Origin of the sequence: Paenibacillus amylolyticus (assembly GCF_047302515.1) — a bacterium.
Lineage (GTDB): Bacteria > Bacillota > Bacilli > Paenibacillales > Paenibacillaceae > Paenibacillus > Paenibacillus amylolyticus_G.
The window spans coordinates 369428-389563 of the sequence record NZ_CP168019.1 but is presented as its reverse complement, the minus strand read 5'-3'; the positions used below and the strand labels follow the sequence as shown (position 1 = coordinate 389563).

Annotated in this window: 15 protein-coding genes and 1 other annotated feature (1 of these 16 running past the window's edge); all 15 genes read right to left on the bottom strand. The window is 47.5% G+C overall.

Annotated elements, in window-relative coordinates; genetic code table 11:
* Positions 1–111: a binding site (T-box leader), on the bottom strand (it extends 171 nt beyond the left edge of the window).
* Between the two features lie 155 nt (positions 112–266).
* The 15 genes from ACDJ59_RS01785 to clpX all read right to left on the bottom strand — a co-directional run bounded on the left by ACDJ59_RS01785 (position 267) and on the right by clpX (position 20128).
* The gene (locus ACDJ59_RS01785; protein ID WP_413407435.1) at positions 267–1850 is read right to left on the bottom strand and encodes a LysM peptidoglycan-binding domain-containing protein; all 1584 of its coding nucleotides are present in this window, start codon (positions 1848–1850) and stop codon (positions 267–269) included.
* Positions 1851–2222: 372 nt separating this feature from the next.
* Positions 2223–3128 (bottom strand): RluA family pseudouridine synthase, encoded by a 906-nt coding sequence (locus ACDJ59_RS01780; RefSeq protein ID WP_413407434.1) that lies wholly within the window; start codon positions 3126–3128, stop codon positions 2223–2225.
* Positions 3125–4429, bottom strand: a complete 1305-nt coding sequence (hemL, locus tag ACDJ59_RS01775; RefSeq protein WP_413407433.1) for a glutamate-1-semialdehyde 2,1-aminomutase — start codon at positions 4427–4429, stop codon at positions 3125–3127. Before hemL ends, ACDJ59_RS01780 begins: the two co-directional genes overlap by 4 nt.
* A gap of 28 nt (positions 4430–4457) precedes the next feature.
* Positions 4458–5459: a porphobilinogen synthase gene (gene hemB / locus ACDJ59_RS01770; RefSeq protein ID WP_076216943.1), complete on the bottom strand. Its 1002-nt coding sequence runs from the start codon at positions 5457–5459 to the stop codon at positions 4458–4460.
* Positions 5460–5561: 102 nt separating this feature from the next.
* Positions 5562–7124, bottom strand: a complete 1563-nt coding sequence (gene cobA / locus ACDJ59_RS01765; RefSeq protein WP_413407432.1) for a uroporphyrinogen-III C-methyltransferase — start codon at positions 7122–7124, stop codon at positions 5562–5564.
* A 4-nt stretch (positions 7125–7128) separates the two neighbouring features.
* The gene (gene hemC / locus ACDJ59_RS01760) at positions 7129–8085 is read right to left on the bottom strand and encodes a hydroxymethylbilane synthase (protein ID WP_036605896.1); all 957 of its coding nucleotides are present in this window, start codon (positions 8083–8085) and stop codon (positions 7129–7131) included.
* A gap of 2 nt (positions 8086–8087) precedes the next feature.
* Positions 8088–8738 (bottom strand): bifunctional precorrin-2 dehydrogenase/sirohydrochlorin ferrochelatase, encoded by a 651-nt coding sequence (locus tag ACDJ59_RS01755; protein WP_413407431.1) that lies wholly within the window; start codon positions 8736–8738, stop codon positions 8088–8090.
* Positions 8739–8743: 5 nt separating this feature from the next.
* Positions 8744–9571, bottom strand: coding sequence for a cytochrome c biogenesis protein CcsA (gene ccsA / locus ACDJ59_RS01750; RefSeq protein WP_373419789.1), 828 nt, complete (start codon positions 9569–9571; stop codon positions 8744–8746).
* A gap of 14 nt (positions 9572–9585) precedes the next feature.
* The gene (hemA, locus tag ACDJ59_RS01745; protein ID WP_017692596.1) at positions 9586–10971 is read right to left on the bottom strand and encodes a glutamyl-tRNA reductase; all 1386 of its coding nucleotides are present in this window, start codon (positions 10969–10971) and stop codon (positions 9586–9588) included.
* A 669-nt stretch (positions 10972–11640) separates the two neighbouring features.
* On the bottom strand, positions 11641–12228 hold the full coding sequence (locus ACDJ59_RS01740) for a hypothetical protein (protein WP_036605891.1): 588 nt from the start codon (positions 12226–12228) through the stop codon (positions 11641–11643).
* A 267-nt stretch (positions 12229–12495) separates the two neighbouring features.
* The gene (gene yihA, locus ACDJ59_RS01735) at positions 12496–13152 is read right to left on the bottom strand and encodes a ribosome biogenesis GTP-binding protein YihA/YsxC (RefSeq protein WP_413407430.1); all 657 of its coding nucleotides are present in this window, start codon (positions 13150–13152) and stop codon (positions 12496–12498) included.
* Positions 13153–13308: 156 nt separating this feature from the next.
* Positions 13309–15648: an endopeptidase La gene (gene lon, locus ACDJ59_RS01730; RefSeq protein WP_413409689.1), complete on the bottom strand. Its 2340-nt coding sequence runs from the start codon at positions 15646–15648 to the stop codon at positions 13309–13311.
* Positions 15649–15734: 86 nt separating this feature from the next.
* Positions 15735–17489, bottom strand: a complete 1755-nt coding sequence (lonB, locus tag ACDJ59_RS01725) for an ATP-dependent protease LonB (RefSeq protein WP_036605888.1) — start codon at positions 17487–17489, stop codon at positions 15735–15737.
* Between the two features lie 167 nt (positions 17490–17656).
* Positions 17657–18754 (bottom strand): flavodoxin-dependent (E)-4-hydroxy-3-methylbut-2-enyl-diphosphate synthase, encoded by a 1098-nt coding sequence (gene ispG / locus ACDJ59_RS01720; RefSeq protein WP_413407429.1) that lies wholly within the window; start codon positions 18752–18754, stop codon positions 17657–17659.
* A gap of 120 nt (positions 18755–18874) precedes the next feature.
* On the bottom strand, positions 18875–20128 hold the full coding sequence (gene clpX, locus ACDJ59_RS01715) for an ATP-dependent protease ATP-binding subunit ClpX (RefSeq protein WP_413407428.1): 1254 nt from the start codon (positions 20126–20128) through the stop codon (positions 18875–18877).
* Positions 20129–20136 lie beyond the last annotated feature (8 nt).

Sequence of the window (20136 nt, the reverse complement as noted above, 5' to 3'; positions counted from 1 at the left end):
CAGGCAACTCCCGGGCGACTTCGATCAGTTGGTTCCTGCGGAATCTCACAGCGCTGCAATTCCACTCTCTGAAAGGTCATACTGTCTACTACTCCCGTTCCACGTTGTTCATCAAAAAACCTACACACATCATACCTTGCTCGTGCGCGATAGTCAACCTGACAACAGCGGATAAAGTGCGCTGGAATGCAGGTTTAGGACGAATCATGCAAAAACCCGCAATCCTCAAGGGGATCACGGGTCGTAACGAAGGCTTTAACTACGGATTAAGGGATGTACAATATCTGACCTTCTTCCACAACCTGCTCAGATAATCGGTTATACAACTGAAGTTCCCTCGTGCTCAATTGATATCGATCTGCAATGGCATCCAGTGTATCTTCTCGCTGAACGATGCACAGTTTCACCTTGCGGAATGGGGTCTGGTCCACGATTGTTCCCAGGAACAGGTTCTTCCATTCCACATCATCCGCTGGATACGTTTCTTCCTGTACCACACCCGCAGGAACCTCATCGCCTCGCTCCACTTCAGCATCGCGTGCCGCTCTGCCGGAGGATAACAAGGAAGAGATACCTACGCCCTCTTCTTGCCGTGGTGCGGATTCTTTTTTGCTGCCAAAAGCAACCTTCAGCTCCGGCTTGTCTTCCGTCTCAGCCACAGGTTCAGGAACAAATGCTTCGTTCTGTACGAACTCGTCTATCCCAGTCGCTTCAAAAGGCGGCCGGTCTTCCTCTGCGTTGCCTGGTTCGGACGAAGCAAATACACCTTGCCAGTTCTCCGCCTGTGATTCAACCGGAACATCGGCAACTGCCTGATTCTCCTGCTGAGGTACAGATCTCACTGATTCGAAGTGCCATACCTCTGGTGCGTCCGGTACATCCGGTGCTGCCAACTCATTAGATGAATGAGCAGTAGGCTCTGAGACTGCTTGATCTGCACTTCTCGAGTTCGCAGGCAATGCATCCACGGAAGGCTCGGACCAACCCGAAGACTCATCTTCCAGAGGCAGCAATGGTTCCGACTCAGGGTAAGAAGCTAATCGATCTGCGGTCTCAGCCATAAATGACGAGATCGGAGAAGGTTCGCTGTATTGCTCATGAGATGCCAATTCATCTCCATTCGCTGTCAGAGATGCGGGATCTTCGTTTGCATCAGGTTGTCTGTTTTCGTTAGCGTACTCCGCACTTTGCTCCTCAGATTGAAGTGGCTCGGCCAATGACGAATTCGCATATTCCTGCTGCCATTCTTCGCTATTCCCTAATGTCTCTTCCCTTATGGACAGGTCAGCGAATTCCGGAGCACCATATGCAAGTTCTGCTGCATTCGCAAGTCTCTCTTCCTCACTCCGCTGGAGCAGGTACTCTTGTGCAAATGTGTTGGGATCGCTACCTGCCTGTGCTGCTTCATCGGAACGGTTGGATTGCTGAGCATCAGGTGAATGAACAACTGTAAACTCATCTGCTGACCACACTTGTGGCTCTTCAACAGGAAAGCCCTCGATGCCTCGCAGCGATAACACGCCTGTAATGTTCAGACTGCGATTGGATAACAGATCCACGTCAAAATTTTCGATCTCGATGGAAATATCCTCAATCGATCTGACCCGGTTCAGCGGCACTGTGATCTCCACGGGAATGAAATGTTTGAGTTCCTCTGAAGCCTCATTTTCTCCTCTGTACGCACCTGTAAGTAAAAGATGCCCTCTTAACGTGGCATGATCATCCTGCCCTATGACTTGAATGCGCGGGTATAGTTCAATCTCCTCCAATTCCTCAATCGCAGGAACTCCCTCAGACAAATGAACGCGCTCATAAATATCGAACCGCAAACCATAAGGTTGATTCAACAAAGGTGGCGTCCTCCTTTCGGCATATGTTCACCATGATCCTTCTCATGGGACTGATCCATGGTCCAAATCCTTCGTTACCCCATCTATATGCCTTGAATGAGATGAGCATGCCACCTTTTGAAAAACCTTGCTATATATGTTCAACTCATTATTATTTACAATGCCACTACGATGACAGAACAACCCTACCCTCTGATCGCTGTTATCCCCAGATTTTTTTCATTCCTTTTTATAAAAGGGAAAATCAGGGGATAGCGTATGCTTCCGAAGCAGCTTTCTTTCAGAAAGCTTTTAGGCGAACGCTTTGCTTCTTCTGGTTGTTTCTGTCCTCTCCGTTTTCGTGTAAATAGTTAGTCGAACTTAAATAGTGTATTAGTAAGCCACCTCTCGCTCTGCCAATTGTTTGAAATCGGGCGGCCAAGGATCATTCACTTCAATCATCGCTCCGGTTAACGGATGACCAAACTTAATCATCTCTCCGTGAAGTGCTTGTCGCCCAATGACATCTGCTCTCCCACCATACAACGCATCACCAATAAGCGGGTGTCCCGCGTAGCTCAGGTGTACACGAATTTGGTGTGTGCGTCCTGTATCCAGCTTTAATCGTACAAGGGTTGCTCGTTCCCACACTTCGACGATCTCTACATGGGTAACCGCTTCCTGTCCACCTTCCGAGACACGCCTGCGCTGTTTGTGATGTCTGTCCTTGCCAATTGGAGCATCAATTTTGCGGAGTTCAAGGGGGATTTGTCCACCTGCAATGGCTACATAATGGCGGCCAATCTCTTTGCGACGCATCGCTTCATCCAGTTTGGCGAGGGCAAAAGCATTTTTGGCATACAGGACAGGTCCGGTTGTATCCTCATCCAGTCGATGAACATGGCGTACGCTCGCCTGTATTCCGTTCATTTCATAATAAGAGGCAACCACATGGTCCAGCGTGATGGCCTGATCAGCACGGCTTCCATCCGGATGCAGTTTCATGCCTGCCGGTTTGTGCATAACCAGACAGAAATCATCCTCATACAATACATCCACATCAGCCCAGCGTGGATCGACATCGATTGGCTGGGACGCAAAAAGGGCCAGCCGAAGCCGGTCCCCTGCAAGTTGTATTCCTCGGTTTGCTTTCAGCTGACGGAGCAGTTTCTCCGGAAACTGCAGCTCAGACAATAGCCATTGCTCTGCGGCCATCGGTTTGTCCAAACTGCCTGTTACGGCTTTCCCTGGCATCAGCTCCAGCCATTCCCCGCGGCGTTTCCAACTTTTGATGGTCATAACGATTGAAGAGCTTTACGATTCGCCTCAATCGTATCGTCAATATCCTGCTCCGTGTGCACACCAGAGACAAACATGCCTTCGTATTGCGAAGGCGCAACACTCACACCTTGATCAATCATGGCCGCAAAATAACGACGGAATTGATCCAGATTGCTTTCTTTGGCAATATCATAATTGGTTACTGGAACGGCACTGAAGAATGGACAAACCATGGAACCCACACGGTTAATGGTTATCGCAATACCCGTCTCAGCTGCATTTTTCTCGAATCCGGCTTGCAAACGTGCAGACAATGTCTCCAGACGGTCATAGACCTCTGGTGTTAACAATTTGAGCGTGGTATACCCTGCTGCCATAGCCAGCGGATTCCCGCTCAATGTACCTGCCTGATAGATCGGTCCCGTAGGGGCAATCTGTTCCATCAGATCCCGGCGACCACCATAAGCACCAACCGGGAGTCCGCCACCGATAACTTTACCCAGACAAGTCAGGTCAGGTGTAACCCCATACCGTCCCTGAGCACAGTTCAACCCTACGCGGAAACCGGTCATGACTTCGTCAAAAATAAGCAGGCTGCCATATTGGGTCGTCAAACTGCGCAGTCCTTCAAGGAAACCGGAAGCCGGAGGTACTACCCCCATGTTACCCGCCACAGGTTCCACAATAACAGCGGCCAGTTCTTCACCATAACGTTCAAAAGCAAGCGTCACGGACTCCAGATCGTTATAAGGTACTGTAATTGTATTCACAGCTACACCTTCAGGTACACCTGGACTATCCGGTAGACCCAGTGTTGCAACACCCGATCCAGCCTTAATCAGCAAGCTGTCCGCGTGTCCATGATATGATCCTTCAAACTTCAGAATTTTACTGCGTCCGGTTACCCCGCGTGCCAGTCGAATGGCACTCATCGTTGCTTCCGTACCGGAATTGACCATCCGCACGATATCGATGGAAGGTACACGCTCACAGACCAGTTTTGCCATCTCGGTCTCCAGCAAAGTCGGTGCACCAAAGCTTGTTCCTTTCACAGCTGTCTCACGCAAAGCTTCTACAACGTCAGGATGAGCATGTCCCATGATAAGTGGTCCCCACGATCCCACATAGTCTATAAAAACATTGCCATCAATATCGTAGATTTTGGACCCTTCTCCACGCTCTACATAAATCGGGGTAAGTCCCACCGATTTGAATGCACGTACAGGGCTGTTCACACCTCCGGGTATGTATTGCTTAGCTTCTTCAATTGCGCTGCGTGAGCGCTCGTCATTGCGACGATTACCTAGTTGTGCAGTCATGAATATCCTCCCCTTAATGTAATTTATTTTATTTCTCAGCCAGCCAGCGTGAAGCGTCTTTCCCGTAGTAGGTAATGATCATATCTGCACCTGCGCGTTTCATGCTGAGCAGGATTTCCATGGCAACTTTTTTCTCATCGATCCAGCCTTGAATCGCCGCCGCCTTCACCATGGCATACTCGCCACTTACATTATAGGCAACAAGCGGAAGATCAAATTGATCCTTGATGGTGCGCATAACATCCAGATAGGAAAGGGATGGTTTTACCATCAACATGTCTGCTCCTTCGAGCACATCCGTCTCTGCTTCACGCAAGGCTTCACGCGCGTTCGCCGGGTCCATCTGATAGGACTTGCGGTCTCCGAATTGTGGTGTGGAATCCGCAGCTTCACGGAATGGACCATAAAATGCCGACGCGTATTTTACAGAGTAGGACATGATCGGAATGTGACTGAAGCCATTCTCATCCAGCCCGGCACGGATCGCTTGTACAAATCCATCCATCATGTTGGATGGTGCAATAATATCCGCTCCTGCTTTGGCTTGAGACACTGCCGTTTTCACGAGCAGATCAAGTGATTCGTCATTTAACACATCTCCGCAGATGTGACCGTCAATCTCCACGGTGTGCACCATACCGCAGTGACCGTGATCCGTGAATTCACACAGACAAGTATCTGCAACAACCAGCAGCTCCGGGTACCAGGATTTGATCAATCTCGTCGCTTCCTGCACAATGCCATCTTCAGCGAAGCCAGATGAACCCACACTGTCCTTCGTCTCCGGAATACCAAACAATAACACGGCTGGAATTCCCAGCTCGGCAATTTCCGTTACTTCCTCCTGAAGACGATCCAGCGAGAAGCGGAATACGCCAGGCATGGATTTAATTTCAGATTTTACATTTTCTCCATACGTCACATAAATCGGTTGAATAAAGTCGTCCACGGTTAGATGGGTCTCTCTGACCATATTGCGAATACCTGTGGATTGACGTAAACGGCGATGCCGTACAATTGGAAAACTCATACGAGTAAAACCTCCTTGAAAGTTAAATAGAGCAAAAAGGGAAGCGCGCTGGTATCCTATCGAATTCAGCACGCTTCATATGTTGACATGATTACATGTGTATTAATTTCGAAGAGCGCCTTCTTTGGTGCCTGTCCGTTTCCAGTCGCATAGCACTGTGATCAAGCTATCCATCGTTGCTTCCTCTGCCATCAGTGTAACCTTCAGTCCAGCGGCTTCTGCCGTCTTCGCTGTAACAGGTCCGATACACGCAACCTCCACATTTTTCAATAAAGGCAGTGGATCTTGCAATCCCATACGTTTCAACATACTCATGAAATTGGTAACCGTCGATGAACTTGTAAAGGTCACCGCATGAATTCCACCTTCTTCAAGTAGCTTGAGTAGTTCGTCATCATCCTCACCAGCGAGGATCGTATCGTAGGTGATGGCTTCGGTGACCTGAAGTCCTCGTTCTCTCAACTGGTCACGTAACCATGTACGTGCAAGATCACCGTGCGGAAGCAATACTCTCTGACCTTCCTTCAGCTCACTTTCAAAAGCCTCAAGCATGCCTTCGGCCTGGAAAGGACCTTTGACAACCTCTGCAACGATGCCATGTTTACGCAAAGCATCTGCTGTGGAAGGTCCTACGGCAGCAATTCTCGCTTGATGAATCGAGCGAATATCCTTGCCTTCCTGTTCCAGATGGCGGAAGAAAAACTCCACGCCGTTCACACTTGTGAAAAACACCCAGTCATAGGTATTTAAAGCACTGAAGGCGTCTTTGACACTTTGCTGCGCAGATTCACTGGACGGCATGACCGTCTCAATAACCGGAAACTCATAAGGTTCGCCGCCGAGTTCTTCAATGCGATTCACCAGTTCACTCGCCTGACTGCGAGCACGGGTTACCAGAATTCGTTTGCCAAACAGCGGCAGCGCTTCTGCCCATTTCAACTGTTCCCGCTGATTGACGACATCTCCCACCACAATAACAGCTGGTGGTTGGAAATTGGCTGCGATCACTTTCGCTTCTATATCCTCAAGGGTACCTGTAAGGGTATCCTGTTCCGCTCGTGTTCCCCAACGAATTAGAGCTACCGGTGTTTGCGCTGGACGACCATGACGAATCAATTGTTCGCTGATATATCCAATTTTGGCAACCCCCATCATAAATACAAGTGTGCCCGTTGCGTTCGTCACTTTATCCCAATGGATACTGCGATCAAGCTTGTCCGGACTCTCGTGCCCCGTAATAATAGAGATGGAAGATGCATAGTCACGGTGAGTGACAGGAATTCCGGCATACGCAGGTACACTTATTGCAGCGGTTACCCCAGGTACAATCTCAAACGGAATTCCGTTTTTGTGCAGCAAACCCGCCTCTTCGCCCACGCGTCCAAAGATAGTTGGATCGCCGCCCTTAAGCCGAACCACAACCTTGCCTTCAAGAGCCAGATCAACCAACAGTTGATTGATCTCTTCCTGTTTCATCGTATGCCGATCCGGGCGCTTGCCCACGTAAATCTTGACTGCACCGGGTTTCATTTGTTTCAACAATCTCGGACTTGCCAAACGATCATAGACTACAGCATCGGCTTTCCCGATGGATTCCCACCCTTTTACCGTAATCAGCTTTGCATCCCCAGGACCTGCCCCTACCAAAAAGACCTTTCCCACCATGTCTTCATCCCCTAACTTCTGCCAGTATCTGCTCTGCTCCCCGTTCGATCAATCTCCACGCCACTTCTTCACCCAGACGAACCGGGTCCTTGCCGATCATAGCTTCCTTAAGAATCAGTCCACCATCCGGCGTGCCGACCATACCTGTTAATTGTAACGTGTTTTCACCGTTCAGGGAATCTGCATCTTGCTGAGGCACCCATACCGCATGAGCACCAATCGGAACCTGGCAGCCCCCATTCAATACACTGAGAAAACGGCGTTCCGCCTGTACAGGAAATGCTGTCTCGGGATCGTTATACAGCTGCAGCAAGTGCAACAGTTCCTCATCGTCTTCACGACATTCGATACCAAGTGCACCCTGGCCCACAGCAGGAAGGCAAGCTGTTTCCGTCAGGTACTCTGTGATTCGGTCTTCCCAGCCCATACGGTACAATCCTGCAGCTGCCAGAATAATCGCATCGAACCCTTCGGTCTCCAGCTTCCGCAGACGAGAATCAATATTGCCGCGTATCGATTCCAATTGCAAATCTGGACGATAGGCCTTTAATTGGCTGGACCGGCGCAGACTGCTTGTTCCGACTCTAGCTCCTTCTGGCAGTTGATCCAGAGTAAGTCCACCATTGGAGATCAGCGCATCCCGTGGATCTGCACGACGGGGAATAGCACCATTGATTAATCCTTCAGGTAACTCGGAAGGCATATCCTTCATGCTATGCACAGCCATATCAATCGTACGATCAAGCATCGCCTGTTCAATCTCTTTGACAAACAGACCTTTGCCTCCCACTTTTGACAACGTTACATCCAGAATGAGATCTCCCTTGGTAACAATCTTATGTACTTCAAAGTCAAAAGCTAATCCTTCCCGCTCACAAATATCGCGTAAATCCTGAATGACATGGCCTGTCTGGGTTAGCGCAAGCGCGCTCTGCCTACTTCCAACTTTAATTGTACGCATATCTACACTTCCTCCTGATTACGGGATATCCAGTCCCCGATTTCTTCTTCGGTCCACCACCGAAAATGGCCTGTACGAATATCTTCTAATATGTGCATTTCAGTTAATTGCCGAAGCAACGTACTTCTGAGACTTGAAGAAGATACGCGTGACTTCACCTCGGTCCTCATCTGGTGCAAAAACTCAAGATACGTCTCATACTCATCACCGAACTGTCGTTCGAGTGTGGCACGTATCTCCGCAGCTGCTGCCGGTCCCGCTCCTGCTGTGGATATGGCTATACTTAATCTCCCACGCCTTACCACGCTTGGCGTAATAAAGCTGCTGTGCTCCGAAGACATCGCGTTATTCACCAGTATGCCCGCAGCCTCAGCATCCCGAACCACAGTTGAATTGACCTCTGAACAGTCAGTCGCTGCATATACGAGAAAGGCCCCCCGCAAATCTCCATTGCGGTAGGACCGGTCTATCCATTGAATTCGGGATTCATGATGCAGTTGTTTTAATACGGGAGTAAGCTCCGGACTAATGACCGTAATCTGTGCCTCAGCATGCAGCAATCCCTTAATTTTACGTTCGGCAACACGTCCACCACCAACCACGCAGCATTTCTTGCCTGAAGTATTCACAAATATCGGCGTGTAACGGTCCATCCCCTTCACTCTCCCGTCCAACGATGAAACGCTGAATACGCATTGGATAAAAAACTTATAATGACAAATCCGTACCCGATCAGTGTCCATCTTGCCATGATAATTGTAGAGAACTGTTTCCTTCTCTTGGATACGAAGTAACCCACATAGATGGCAATGGCAAGACCTGTCGCAATAACTTTGAGATCCAAGAGTAGAATCCAGCGTCTTTCCGCCACAATGGATAATACGGCAAGCATCACAGAAACGCCAAGGAGCGGTGTACCTATCAACGTAGCACCATCCATATACTTACCGATCACTTCCAGGCTTGGCAGCCGTCGCATCGTATCATTCCACTTTTTTTTCTTCAACTTACGGTGCAGGAACAGATATAACATGGCAAATACCGTAGCAACGGTTAACGCCGCAAAACCAAGATTCGCCAAGGTAATATGCATAATGAGTAATCCATGTACCGTTTGCCAGTTATGCAGTGATATCTCTCCGGCGGTAAACCACAGTCGGTTTAATACCGTAACGGAAAAACCTACAACATTCAGCAACAGAATCACAAATTCGGAACGCTGGATGCGAGTCATGACGAGAGACATCAGTACAATACTGAATGAAAATATAAACAAAAAATCAAAGGTGGTATAGATGGGGAAATGGCCTTCAGTCCACATGCGCAATATGACATGCGTTACCTGCAATCCCCAAACAACGACAAGAAACCCTGTGCCTGTCCGCTTCGCCCCCGCATTGCGTCGAATGCAGTCCGAGAAATAGAACAGTAGGCTCAGGGCATACATATAGATTAGAGCTTCATAAACTTGTTCAGCAAGGGTCAAGCTGCCCACCCGCCTTATACGCCTGCCGGAGCATAAGCCGGCACGGGGTCTTGCCGGTTTTCATTAAGGTGAGCGGCTGGTTTCGCCAGAGCTGTAGCATCACTCTGACTCACTTTTTCAGCGGCCATCTCTACTGCATCTTCCAGAGCGAAAATCTGAGTAAACATGCGCAGAGCTTCATCACCTTGCTTCGTGCCTGCCATTTCCTTAATCCGATTAATCGGATCTGTCGTCATTTGGTTCACAATACTCTTGGTCAAACGACGAATGACTTTACGTTGATGTTCATCCAGCTCAGGCAGTTTATTAAACAGGCTATCCATCGTTTCTTCATGAATAGAGACACCTTTTTCCTGCAAAGCGCGAATAACGGGACGAACACCCAACGTTTTGAGCCAATGGTAATAATCCTCCATCTCAAGCTCAATCATTCTCTCAATCTTGGCAGCTTCCACCTTACGCATCTCCAGGTTGCTCTCCACGATTCCTTCCAGATCATCAATGTCATAGAGAAATACGTTGGATAATTCACCAATCGCCGGATCAATATCGCGTGGAACCGCAATATCAATCAGGAACAATGGACGAGATTGACGACGCTTCATGCTCTCCCGTACCACTGCTGCATCCATGACATAACGTTCAGCTCCAGTGGAACTAATCACAATATCAACTTCATTAAGTCGATCTAATGCCTGTTCCATCGTACAAGGTGTGCCCCGGAACTTAGCTGCCAATTCTTCAGCTCTTGCGAGCGTACGATTCGCCACAATGACCTCGGATGCCCCGTTGGCATAGAGATGTTTCACGGTTAGTTCACTCATCTTGCCGGCACCCAAAATGAGCACCTTCTTGTCTGTGAACATGCCAAAAATCCTCTTACCGAGTTCAACAGCAGCATAACTGACAGATACGGCGCTCTCCCCGATGGAAGTCTCCGAATGTGCCCTCTTACCCAGCGTAACGGCCTGTTTAAATAACTTATTAAACCAGGTACCTGTTGATTTCTCTTCCTGCGCTTTAAGAAAAGCCTGTTTCACCTGTCCAAGAATCTGAGTCTCACCAATGACCATGGAATCTAGTCCGCAGATGACACGGAACAAATGGCGCATGGCTTGATCATCTTCATATATATATAAGTGTTGCGTAAATTCTTCCCGTGGTACATTAAACCATTGTTCCATGAATGTTCGAATAAAATAACCACACATGTGAAGACGGTCCACCACAACATACAACTCGGTACGGTTACATGTGGCTACGATTACACCTTCCAATACACTCTTGGTCAGCTTGAGCTGCTGCAGCGCTTCAGACAAATCCTTTTCTGCAAATGTGAATCGTTCCCTAACCTCTACAGGCGCCGTGCGATAATTCAAACCAACGACAACGATGTGCATTGCAAGTTCACCTGCCTAATAAATTTCCAATCAAAGTGCTTACTGCATATGTCTATCCATTTATGATTGACAAGGTTAATTATATCACACATCATAGCCGTGACCGGGTCATTTTTATGAAATGTTTATGAAATCACCATGTTCATCATCATATGCACTGTCATTTATTGTAGTGTCTCACCAAAGTTCACCGTTATGCGTTAAAAAGTGTCGATTATGAATATTCATAACGATACGCATATTAAAACAAATAGCCATGGAATGATTCCATGACTATTAGAGTTTGGGAGGTTATGTGTCCATCCCGATATGTGAACATTGTGTATGCAATATACTTTTTATTTAAACCCGTTCAGTCTGGTTGTTCATGTCTGGTGTTTCAACTAGGACCTACGTCATTCACTTCCCGAGGGAAAAATCTCTCGCAACATATAATGTCCTGAGTGAATCCTGGTTCCTATATTGTTTTCAACGAGATTAAAAATAACATTGAATCAGAGTGAAATCAACCCTTTTCCAGAAGATTGTAAAATAAATATTTCCAAATCGGAATATTCGATCTCACATCAAAAAATCCCCCTGAAACCTCCACATTGGCGAGTGCCACTGCCCGGAAGATACAAGGGAATTCATTATATACATATACGTTTATAAACATACAATTTTAAACTAATAAGCTTCAAGCTCAAACAACCGTTTTTGATGACGAGCAAGGGTCTCATCAATCTGATGGAGCTGATCAGCAGTCGCATCTTTTCTAGTATCCAGCAGTGAATCGATCTCCGCATACACACGGTTGATTTCGCGTTCTACATCTCTGGCCTGGAACAAATGTTGCAATTCAAGCAACGTATTTTTGTATTCATAGATCACTCGGGTGTTCTCCCCGGTCTTCTCCACAATTTTGCGGACAGTGCCTTGAGCATAAACATACGTCATGGTGAACCCTTTATAGATCCGATGAACGACCCCGTCACCCTTAAAAGTCACAAAGAGCTTCCGGACAACGTTGGTCAGATGCAGATTCACCAGGCGGCAAGATAACTCACAGATATAAAACCCTTCTATGCGGTCAAAAGGGAAATGCACTTCTTCTCCACTTACATCCCCCAGCACAACCTCCTGACAACCATTGTCCAACACCTTAACCCGGTGATGAAGCCTGCCGTCTTCTGTCATGCGCAAAAACTGATGCATCTGGGGTTCTGACAATTTCATAGTGGCCTTCACATACTCTGTGGCTAACCGCTGAGCCATACAAATCCCTCAATTCTTTCCCGATTGTTTTGTCTTCCTGCACATGTAGCAGTCATCTCAAAATTCTTCAGGCCGGCATGGCCGGTAATTTTGGTACTGTTGGCAAGATGCACCTATGCTCATTATACACTATCCTAACGTTATTTTTCTCCAGACCCAGATGATGAATTGTCACGAAATCCCTTAAAAAACCGGATTAATCTGGATCTCATCAAACATTCACTTAGCATGCTCACTTTCCTGCACTAAAACGGTATACTATCTTGGTTATCCATTAATTCCGTTGGTTTCTTCCTCATCAGAAGCACCCTCTGCATCCAGCACTGGTGCATACTTATCTATGCGGGCATGGCGGGTAATGATGTCCCATAACTCTTCTTTCCCCAATCCTTCTTCGGATGACAAAGGTACAAACAGATCCCCTGAACGAAGACCCAGTGATTCCTTAATGACTTTGATATATTTGGCTCTGCGGGTTTTTGGAATCTTGTCCATCTTGGTTGCTACAACAACCAAAGGCAGTCCATTATGACGAAGCCATTCGTTCATCATCTTGTCCTCCTTGGATGGCTCATGTCTCATATCCACCATCTGCATAACCAGTTTCAATTCTTCGCGTCCCAACAAGTATTTCTCCATCATTTTACCCCAGGCAAAGCGTTGCTCTTTGGAAACTTTAGCGTAGCCATATCCCGGGAAATCGACGAAGTAGAGATCCTGATTAATTTTATAATAGTTGAGTTGCTGTGTCTTACCCGGTGTTGAGCTCGTCCGAGCCAAATTTTTACGATTGATCAAACGGTTGATTAGGGAAGATTTCCCCACATTGGAGCGTCCCGCCAAAGCAATCTCTGGCAGACCGTCCTCGGGGTATTGTTCAGGCCGAACGGCACTGATAATAAATTCAGATTGATTTACTTTCATATTGTATCTTTCCTCTCTTGAACGCCTGTGCTATGCATCACCTGTTGAAGGTATTATGCCATGGATTGTTCTATCATACCAAAAAAACCGTTCCAGCGGACACCGAAGCCTCCGCAGAACGGTCTACTCTTCATACGAACCTTTCGGATACGTGGATTACAGGTGAATTCCTGCCTGCTCAACAAGTGCATGTTTCAGCACCTGATCCATATGGGCTACAGGGACAAATTCCACATCTTCCTTGATGCTGTCTGGAATGTCACGCAGATCCCGTTCGTTATCCTTAGGCAATAATATTTTTTTATAACCGGCACGATGGGCTGCCAGTGATTTCTCTTTCAGACCACCAATCGGCAGCACACGTCCACGCAGTGTTATTTCACCGGTCATCGCGATATCCTTGGACACATGTTTGTTCGTCAAGGCTGAGATTAACGCTGTTGCCATCGTAATTCCGGCAGATGGACCATCCTTCGGAATCGCTCCTTCCGGAACGTGGATATGGATATCGTTCTTCTCATGGAAGTCAGGAGAAATTCCAAGCTGTGTAGCTTTGGAACGGGTGTAACTGAATGCGGCTTGTGCCGATTCCTTCATGACATCCCCCAGTTTACCTGTGAGAGTCAATTTACCTGTTCCAGGCACAACAGTCACTTCAATGATAAGGGTATCTCCACCCACTTCAGTCCACGCCAGACCCGTTACGGTACCAATCTGATCTTCCAGTTCGGCCATACCATAACGGAACTTGCCAGGTCCAAGGTAGTCTTTGATCTCATCTGATGAGATGTTAATCTGACCTTCCACACCAGATACGATGTTCTTGGCAGCTTTCCGGCACAACGAAGCCATCTGCTGTTCCAGATTACGCACACCTGACTCCCGTGTATATTCACGAATTACACGTAACAACGCGTCATCCGGGATTTCCAATTGCTCTTCTTCCAAACCATGGTCCTGCTTCTGTTTGGGCAACAAATAGTTTTTCGCAATTTGTTGCTTCTCCAGCTCCGTATAACCAGGGATGTTGAGCATTTCCATCCGATCCAGCAATGGACGCGGAATATTGTGTACCGTGTTGGCAGTTGTTATAAACATAACGTTGGATAAGTCAAACGGCAATTCTACAAAATGATCACTAAACGTATTATTTTGTTCCGGATCAAGTACCTCAAGTAACGCTGCGGAAGGATCTCCGCGGAAGTCTGAAGCCATCTTATCAATCTCGTCCAGCAGGAATACCGGATTGAGTGAACCTGCCGTTTTCATCCCCTGGATGATACGCCCAGGCATAGCACCTACATAGGTGCGTCGGTGACCACGAATCTCGGCTTCATCCCGCACGCCGCCAAGAGATATTCTTACAAACTCCCGACCTAGCGATCTCGCGATCGAACGAGCAAGTGATGTTTTACCGACCCCTGGAGGTCCAACCAGACAGAGAATTGGCCCTTTGAGCTTCTTGACGAGCTTCTGGACGGCCAGATATTCAAGCACACGTTCTTTCGGCTTTTCCAGTCCGTAATGATCTGCATTGAGCACATCTTCCGCTTTTTGGATATCCAGATCATCCGCTGTCATCTGACTCCAAGGAAGGCCAAGCAGCCAATCCACGTAGTTACGAATGACTCCGCCCTCGGCTGAACTTGCAGGCATTTTCTCCAGTCGATCAATTTCTTTCTCGACCTTTTCTTTCACCTTGTCCGGCAAGCCGAGTTCTTCCATCTGAGTGCGAAGTTCCTCGACCTCACCCGCACGGCCTTCTTTTTCACCCAGTTCTTTCTGGATCGCTTTCATCTGCTCGCGCAAATAATATTCCTTCTGCGTTTTCTCCATCTGTTTCTTCACACGTTGGCTGATCTTGCGTTCAAGCTCCAGCACTTCGCGCTCATTATTCAGGATATCCAGCAATTTCTCCAGACGTTCCCGAACGTCGATGGTCTCCAGAATTTCCTGTTTATCCTTGATCTTCAAGGACAGGTGACTCGTGATGACATCGGCCAGACGCCCTGGTTCTTCGATGTCAGACACCGCTGCGAGTGTCTCTGGTGTCACTTTTTTGGACAGATTAATATAATTCTCGAACTGGTTGAGAACGGTACGCATCAAGGCATCCGTCTCCGGATGGGTATTCTCCTCTTCAGGCAGCTCTTTAGCCAGTACTTCATAATATTCCTCGTTGTCCGTATATTCAATAATTTCAGCCCGTTCCAAGCCTTCAACGAGTACACGAATCGTACCGTTCGGAAGCTTCAGCATCTGTCTGACCTTGGCCACGGTTCCGATTCTGAAAATGTCCTCTTGTGTTGGTTCTTCAATATTTACTTCGGCTTGGGAACATAGGAGAATCAGATGTTCTTCTACCATCGCTTTTTCTAAAGCCTTGACCGATTTCTCCCGGCCCACATCGAGATGCAGTACCATACTCGGGTAGACGAGAAGTCCTCTTAAAGGCAGTAAAGGAAAACGACGACCTTTCGCTTTGCTCGGTCCCATCGCTTTCGCACCTCCAATGGCTCTCAGGTTGTAGTCATTCATTATTCTATCAAATGTTCACATAAAAAACCAATGAAGGGAAGCGCTTAGCAGCTTCCCGAATCTGTAACCTGTCCTGGACGAGGCACGTCCGCACGCAAATAGGAAGCGGATGCCGGTGGAAAAATCTCCGGTGCAGGTGCAACTGTCTCCTCTGCAAGCTTCGTTTGTTCCATTTGTTGTGATTCCGGAACCCAGGCGAACACTTCACGGAATACGTCCTGTACCGTATCTACCGGGATAACGCGCAAGCCATCCAGATTCTCAAAAATGGACTGCCAGTTCTCCGCGGGAATAATAACGGTCTTCGCTCCTGCCTGAAAGGCAGCCTCGACCTTGGCCAGCACGCCACCGATAGGCTTAACCCGACCATGAATACTGATCTCGCCAGTCATCGCTGTCTCATGATCCACAGGACGCCTCTGAATGGCTGATGTAATGGCAGTCGCCATGGCAATCCCGGCGGATGGACCATCAATAGGCGTCCCACCTGGGAAATTCACGTGTAAATCGTAATCATTCGGACGAATACCCATGGCTTTTAATACGGTTAACACATTTTCAACCGAGCCTTTGGCCATACTTTTTCGCCGGAGTGTACGCGAACCGCCTCCAATCTCTTCTTCATCCACAACGCCTGTAATGTTGATTCGGCCTTGATCTTTAAGAGCCGGAACAGCAGATACTTCGATCTCCAAAATGGTTCCCATATTCGGTCCGTATACCGCCAAGCCGTTAACAAAACCCACCTGCGGCTGTGTAGGGACCTTCCGATCAGGCCGTGGCTGAATCTGACTGCTACCCGCCACCCACTCCACATCAGACGCCTGAAGCGTCTCACGCTTCTCTGTCAGCGCAAGTCCAGCAGCCAGCTGGATGATATTGACCGCTTCACGTCCATTGGTTGCATATCGCTTGACCACATCAACGGCATCCGGACATGGACTGAACCCTATTTTCTGAACAGCATCCTCTGCAATTCGCCCAATCTCCTCAGGCAACAAAGGACGGAAATAAACTTCCATGCAGCGGGAACGCAGAGCTGGTGGCAGTTCATGAGGCGAACGTGTCGTGGCTCCAACAAGGCGGAAATCGGCCGGCAGGCCATTTTGAAAAATATCGTGGATATAAGCAGGAGTATGCGTGTCTTCCGAGTTATAGTACGCACTCTCCAAAAACACCTTGCGATCCTCCAACACTTTCAACAGCTTATTCATCTGAATCGAATGTAATTCACCAATCTCATCAATAAAAAGCATTCCTCCATGCGCTTTCGTGACAGCGCCTGGTTTTGGTTGGGGAATACCTGCAACACCCATGGCTCCTGCTCCCTGATATATCGGATCATGAACCGAACCAATTAAGGGGTCCGCAATACCACGTTCATCAAAACGGGCTGTTGTTGCATCCAGCTCCGTGAATTTGGCGTCTGGCTTGAAAGGCGATGTTGGATTCTTCTTAGCCTCTTCCAAAACGACCCTTGCCGCAGCTGTTTTCCCGACTCCGGGAGGGCCATAAATGATAACATGTTGCGGATTAGCACTGCACAAAGCAGCTTTAAGGGCACGCAGCCCGTCTTTTTGCCCAACAATATCGTTAATGGTAGCTGGACGCGTCTTCTCCGACAACGGCTTGGTGAGTGAGATCGAACGCAGCTTACGCAGCTTCTCCAGTTCCTTGCGTGATTCACGCTCAACGGCACTGCGGTTTGTTTTCTGACCACGCAGCAGGTTCCAGAAATACAAACCAATCACCACTCCAAAAAATAACTGAATCAACATGATGACCATACCAAATTCCATGTCTTCACATCCTCCTATTTTGTCGCTATTCTCATATGAGATCATGCTAATACTTGGTAGTATAGCCTTTTCAACGCGACGTAAACGAGCGATACGGAATTTGTATGCGAGAAAATAAAAAGCCCGCCATCGCTGGCGAGCTTTTGCTGTAACAAGATATGAATCAATCAGTGCGAACGACCAGGAATAACACCTGTCTCTTCGTAGGCTTCGACGATTTTGTCGATCTCTTTTTTTAATTCCTCAACCATGATTTCTTCAGGCACTTTACGAATCATCTTACCATGACGGAACAAGAGACCTTCTCCACGAGCACCGGCAATCCCGATATCCGCTTCTTTGGCCTCCCCTGGACCATTAACCGCACAACCCAACACCGATACTTTAATCGGCACCTTCAGTTTGGAGATATACTCTTCCACTTCGTTGGCAATGGAGAACAGGTCGATGTCCAAACGTCCACACGTTGGGCAGGAGATCAATGTGGCTGCATTTGTAATGAGTCCAAATGTTTTGAGCAGATCACGAGCAACCTTGATTTCTTCTACCGGGTCCGCACTCAGTGAGATCCGCATCGTTGAACCAATACCCATGGACAATAGAGCTCCCATACCTGCGGAGCTTTTGATCGTACCGGAGAACAGTGTACCTGCTTCGGTAATCCCGAGATGCAACGGATACGGAATGATTTGAGCCGCTTTGGTATACGCCTCAATCGCCATCGGCACATCCGATGCTTTGAGAGACACGATGATATCATGGAAATCAAGCTCTTCCAAAATACCAATGTGATACAATGCACTTTCTACCATAGCATCTGCCGTAGGATACCCATACTTCTCAAGGAGATGGTTTTCCAAAGACCCCGCATTTACTCCAATCCGAATCGGAATGCCGCGGTCTTTACAAGCCTTAACCACTTCTTCCACTTTGGCACGTTTACCGATGTTACCTGGATTAATCCGAATTTTATCGATGCCGTTCTCAATCGCAAGTAAAGCCAGCTTATAGTTGAAATGAATGTCCGCTACGAGCGGTATATTAATGCGTTTTTTGATTTCCTTGATGGCTGCGGCAGCTTCCTCATTATTCACCGTTACACGTACCACTTGACAGCCCGCTTCTTCCAGTCGCAGAATCTCTGCAACCGTTGCTTCAACGTCTGCCGTTTTGGTTGTACACATACTTTGGATAATGACTTCGTTACTGCCACCGATCGTTACGTTTCCCACTTTCACGGGACGTGTATCCTGTCTTAAATACATGAGTGATTTCTCTCCCCACAACGTCAAAGCTCCACCCTGACAGAGACATGAATTCGCCTTCTGCCAAAGTGGAGAACTGACAAGTCTATATTTCAGAGTTCAACGGGATTCAGGCCTTTATTAGGCGCTCTCTTCCTGCTTATCGTCCTTCGATTGGCTTAGTTCAGGCACGACTCTTTTCTCAACAACTTCTTCGGTAATGACACAGTTCGTAACATCTTCACGTGAAGGCACTTCATACATGATTTCCAGCATGATACCTTCAATGATGGCACGTAATCCACGTGCACCTGTGTTACGTTTAATTGCTTCTTTTGCAATCGCAAGCAATGCAGCTGGTTCAAAGACCAGATTCACATTATCCAGCTCAAGCAGTTTTTGGTACTGTTTGGTAAGCGCGTTTTTTGGTTCGGAAAGAATCCGTACCAGCGTATCTTCATCCAGTGGCTCCAAAGTGGAGATGACTGGCAGACGGCCTACAAATTCCGGAATCAGACCAAATTTCAGCAAATCTTCCGGCAATACCATACCCAGATATTCACCTGGTTTCAGATCTTTTTGCTCAGAAACGGTATTAAAGCCAATGACTTTTTTACCAATCCGGCGTTTGATCATTTGCTCCAGACCATCAAAGGCACCGCCGCAGATGAACAGGATGTTTGTTGTATCGATCTGAATGAATTCTTGATGAGGGTGTTTACGACCACCTTGTGGTGGTACAGAAGCCACAGTTCCTTCAAGAATTTTCAAGAGAGCCTGTTGCACACCTTCGCCCGATACATCACGAGTAATGGATGGGTTTTCGGATTTACGCGCTACTTTATCAATCTCATCGATATAAATAATGCCACGCTCTGCTTTTTCCACATCATAATCAGCAGCTTGAATCAGTTTGAGCAGGATGTTCTCTACATCCTCACCTACATAACCCGCTTCTGTTAATGACGTAGCATCCGCAATAGCAAAAGGAACATTCAGAATTTTTGCCATCGTTTGCGCAAGCAACGTTTTACCAGAACCTGTTGGTCCTAACAGCAAAATGTTACTCTTTGACAATTCAACATCTTCAATCTTGCTTTGTGTGTTGATCCGTTTGTAGTGATTGTACACTGCAACAGACAATGACTTCTTCGCCTGATCCTGTCCAATAACATATTGATCCAGAATATTACGAATTTCTTTTGGTTTCGGAATATCTTTCAGGTCTACTTCTTCATCATGACCAAGTTCTTCCTCAACGATTTCGGTGCAAAGTTCGATACATTCATCACAGATGTACACGCCTGGTCCAGCGACCAACTTGCGTACCTGCTCCTGAGATTTACCGCAAAAAGAGCATTTCAATTGCCCTTTCTCATCGTTAAATTTAAACATGAAACCAC

Coding starts and splice junctions, on each gene's coding strand:
- lonB (WP_036605888.1), bottom strand. CDS start 17,489: ATGGAATTTGGTATGGTCATCATGTTGATTCAGTTATTTTTTGGAGTG.
- ACDJ59_RS01780 (WP_413407434.1), bottom strand. CDS start 3,128: ATGACCATCAAAAGTTGGAAACGCCGCGGGGAATGGCTGGAGCTGATG.
- hemL (WP_413407433.1), bottom strand. CDS start 4,429: ATGACTGCACAACTAGGTAATCGTCGCAATGACGAGCGCTCACGCAGC.
- cobA (WP_413407432.1), bottom strand. CDS start 7,124: ATGGTGGGAAAGGTCTTTTTGGTAGGGGCAGGTCCTGGGGATGCAAAG.
- hemC (WP_036605896.1), bottom strand. CDS start 8,085: ATGCGTACAATTAAAGTTGGAAGTAGGCAGAGCGCGCTTGCGCTAACC.
- ACDJ59_RS01755 (WP_413407431.1), bottom strand. CDS start 8,738: ATGGACCGTTACACGCCGATATTTGTGAATACTTCAGGCAAGAAATGC.
- ispG (WP_413407429.1), bottom strand. CDS start 18,754: ATGTATTTAAGACAGGATACACGTCCCGTGAAAGTGGGAAACGTAACG.
- yihA (WP_413407430.1), bottom strand. CDS start 13,152: ATGAAAGTAAATCAATCTGAATTTATTATCAGTGCCGTTCGGCCTGAA.
- ACDJ59_RS01740 (WP_036605891.1), bottom strand. CDS start 12,228: ATGGCTCAGCGGTTAGCCACAGAGTATGTGAAGGCCACTATGAAATTG.
- hemB (WP_076216943.1), bottom strand. CDS start 5,459: ATGAGTTTTCCAATTGTACGGCATCGCCGTTTACGTCAATCCACAGGT.
- hemA (WP_017692596.1), bottom strand. CDS start 10,971: ATGCACATCGTTGTCGTTGGTTTGAATTATCGCACGGCGCCTGTAGAG.
- clpX (WP_413407428.1), bottom strand. CDS start 20,128: ATGTTTAAATTTAACGATGAGAAAGGGCAATTGAAATGCTCTTTTTGC.
- lon (WP_413409689.1), bottom strand. CDS start 15,648: ATGGGACCGAGCAAAGCGAAAGGTCGTCGTTTTCCTTTACTGCCTTTA.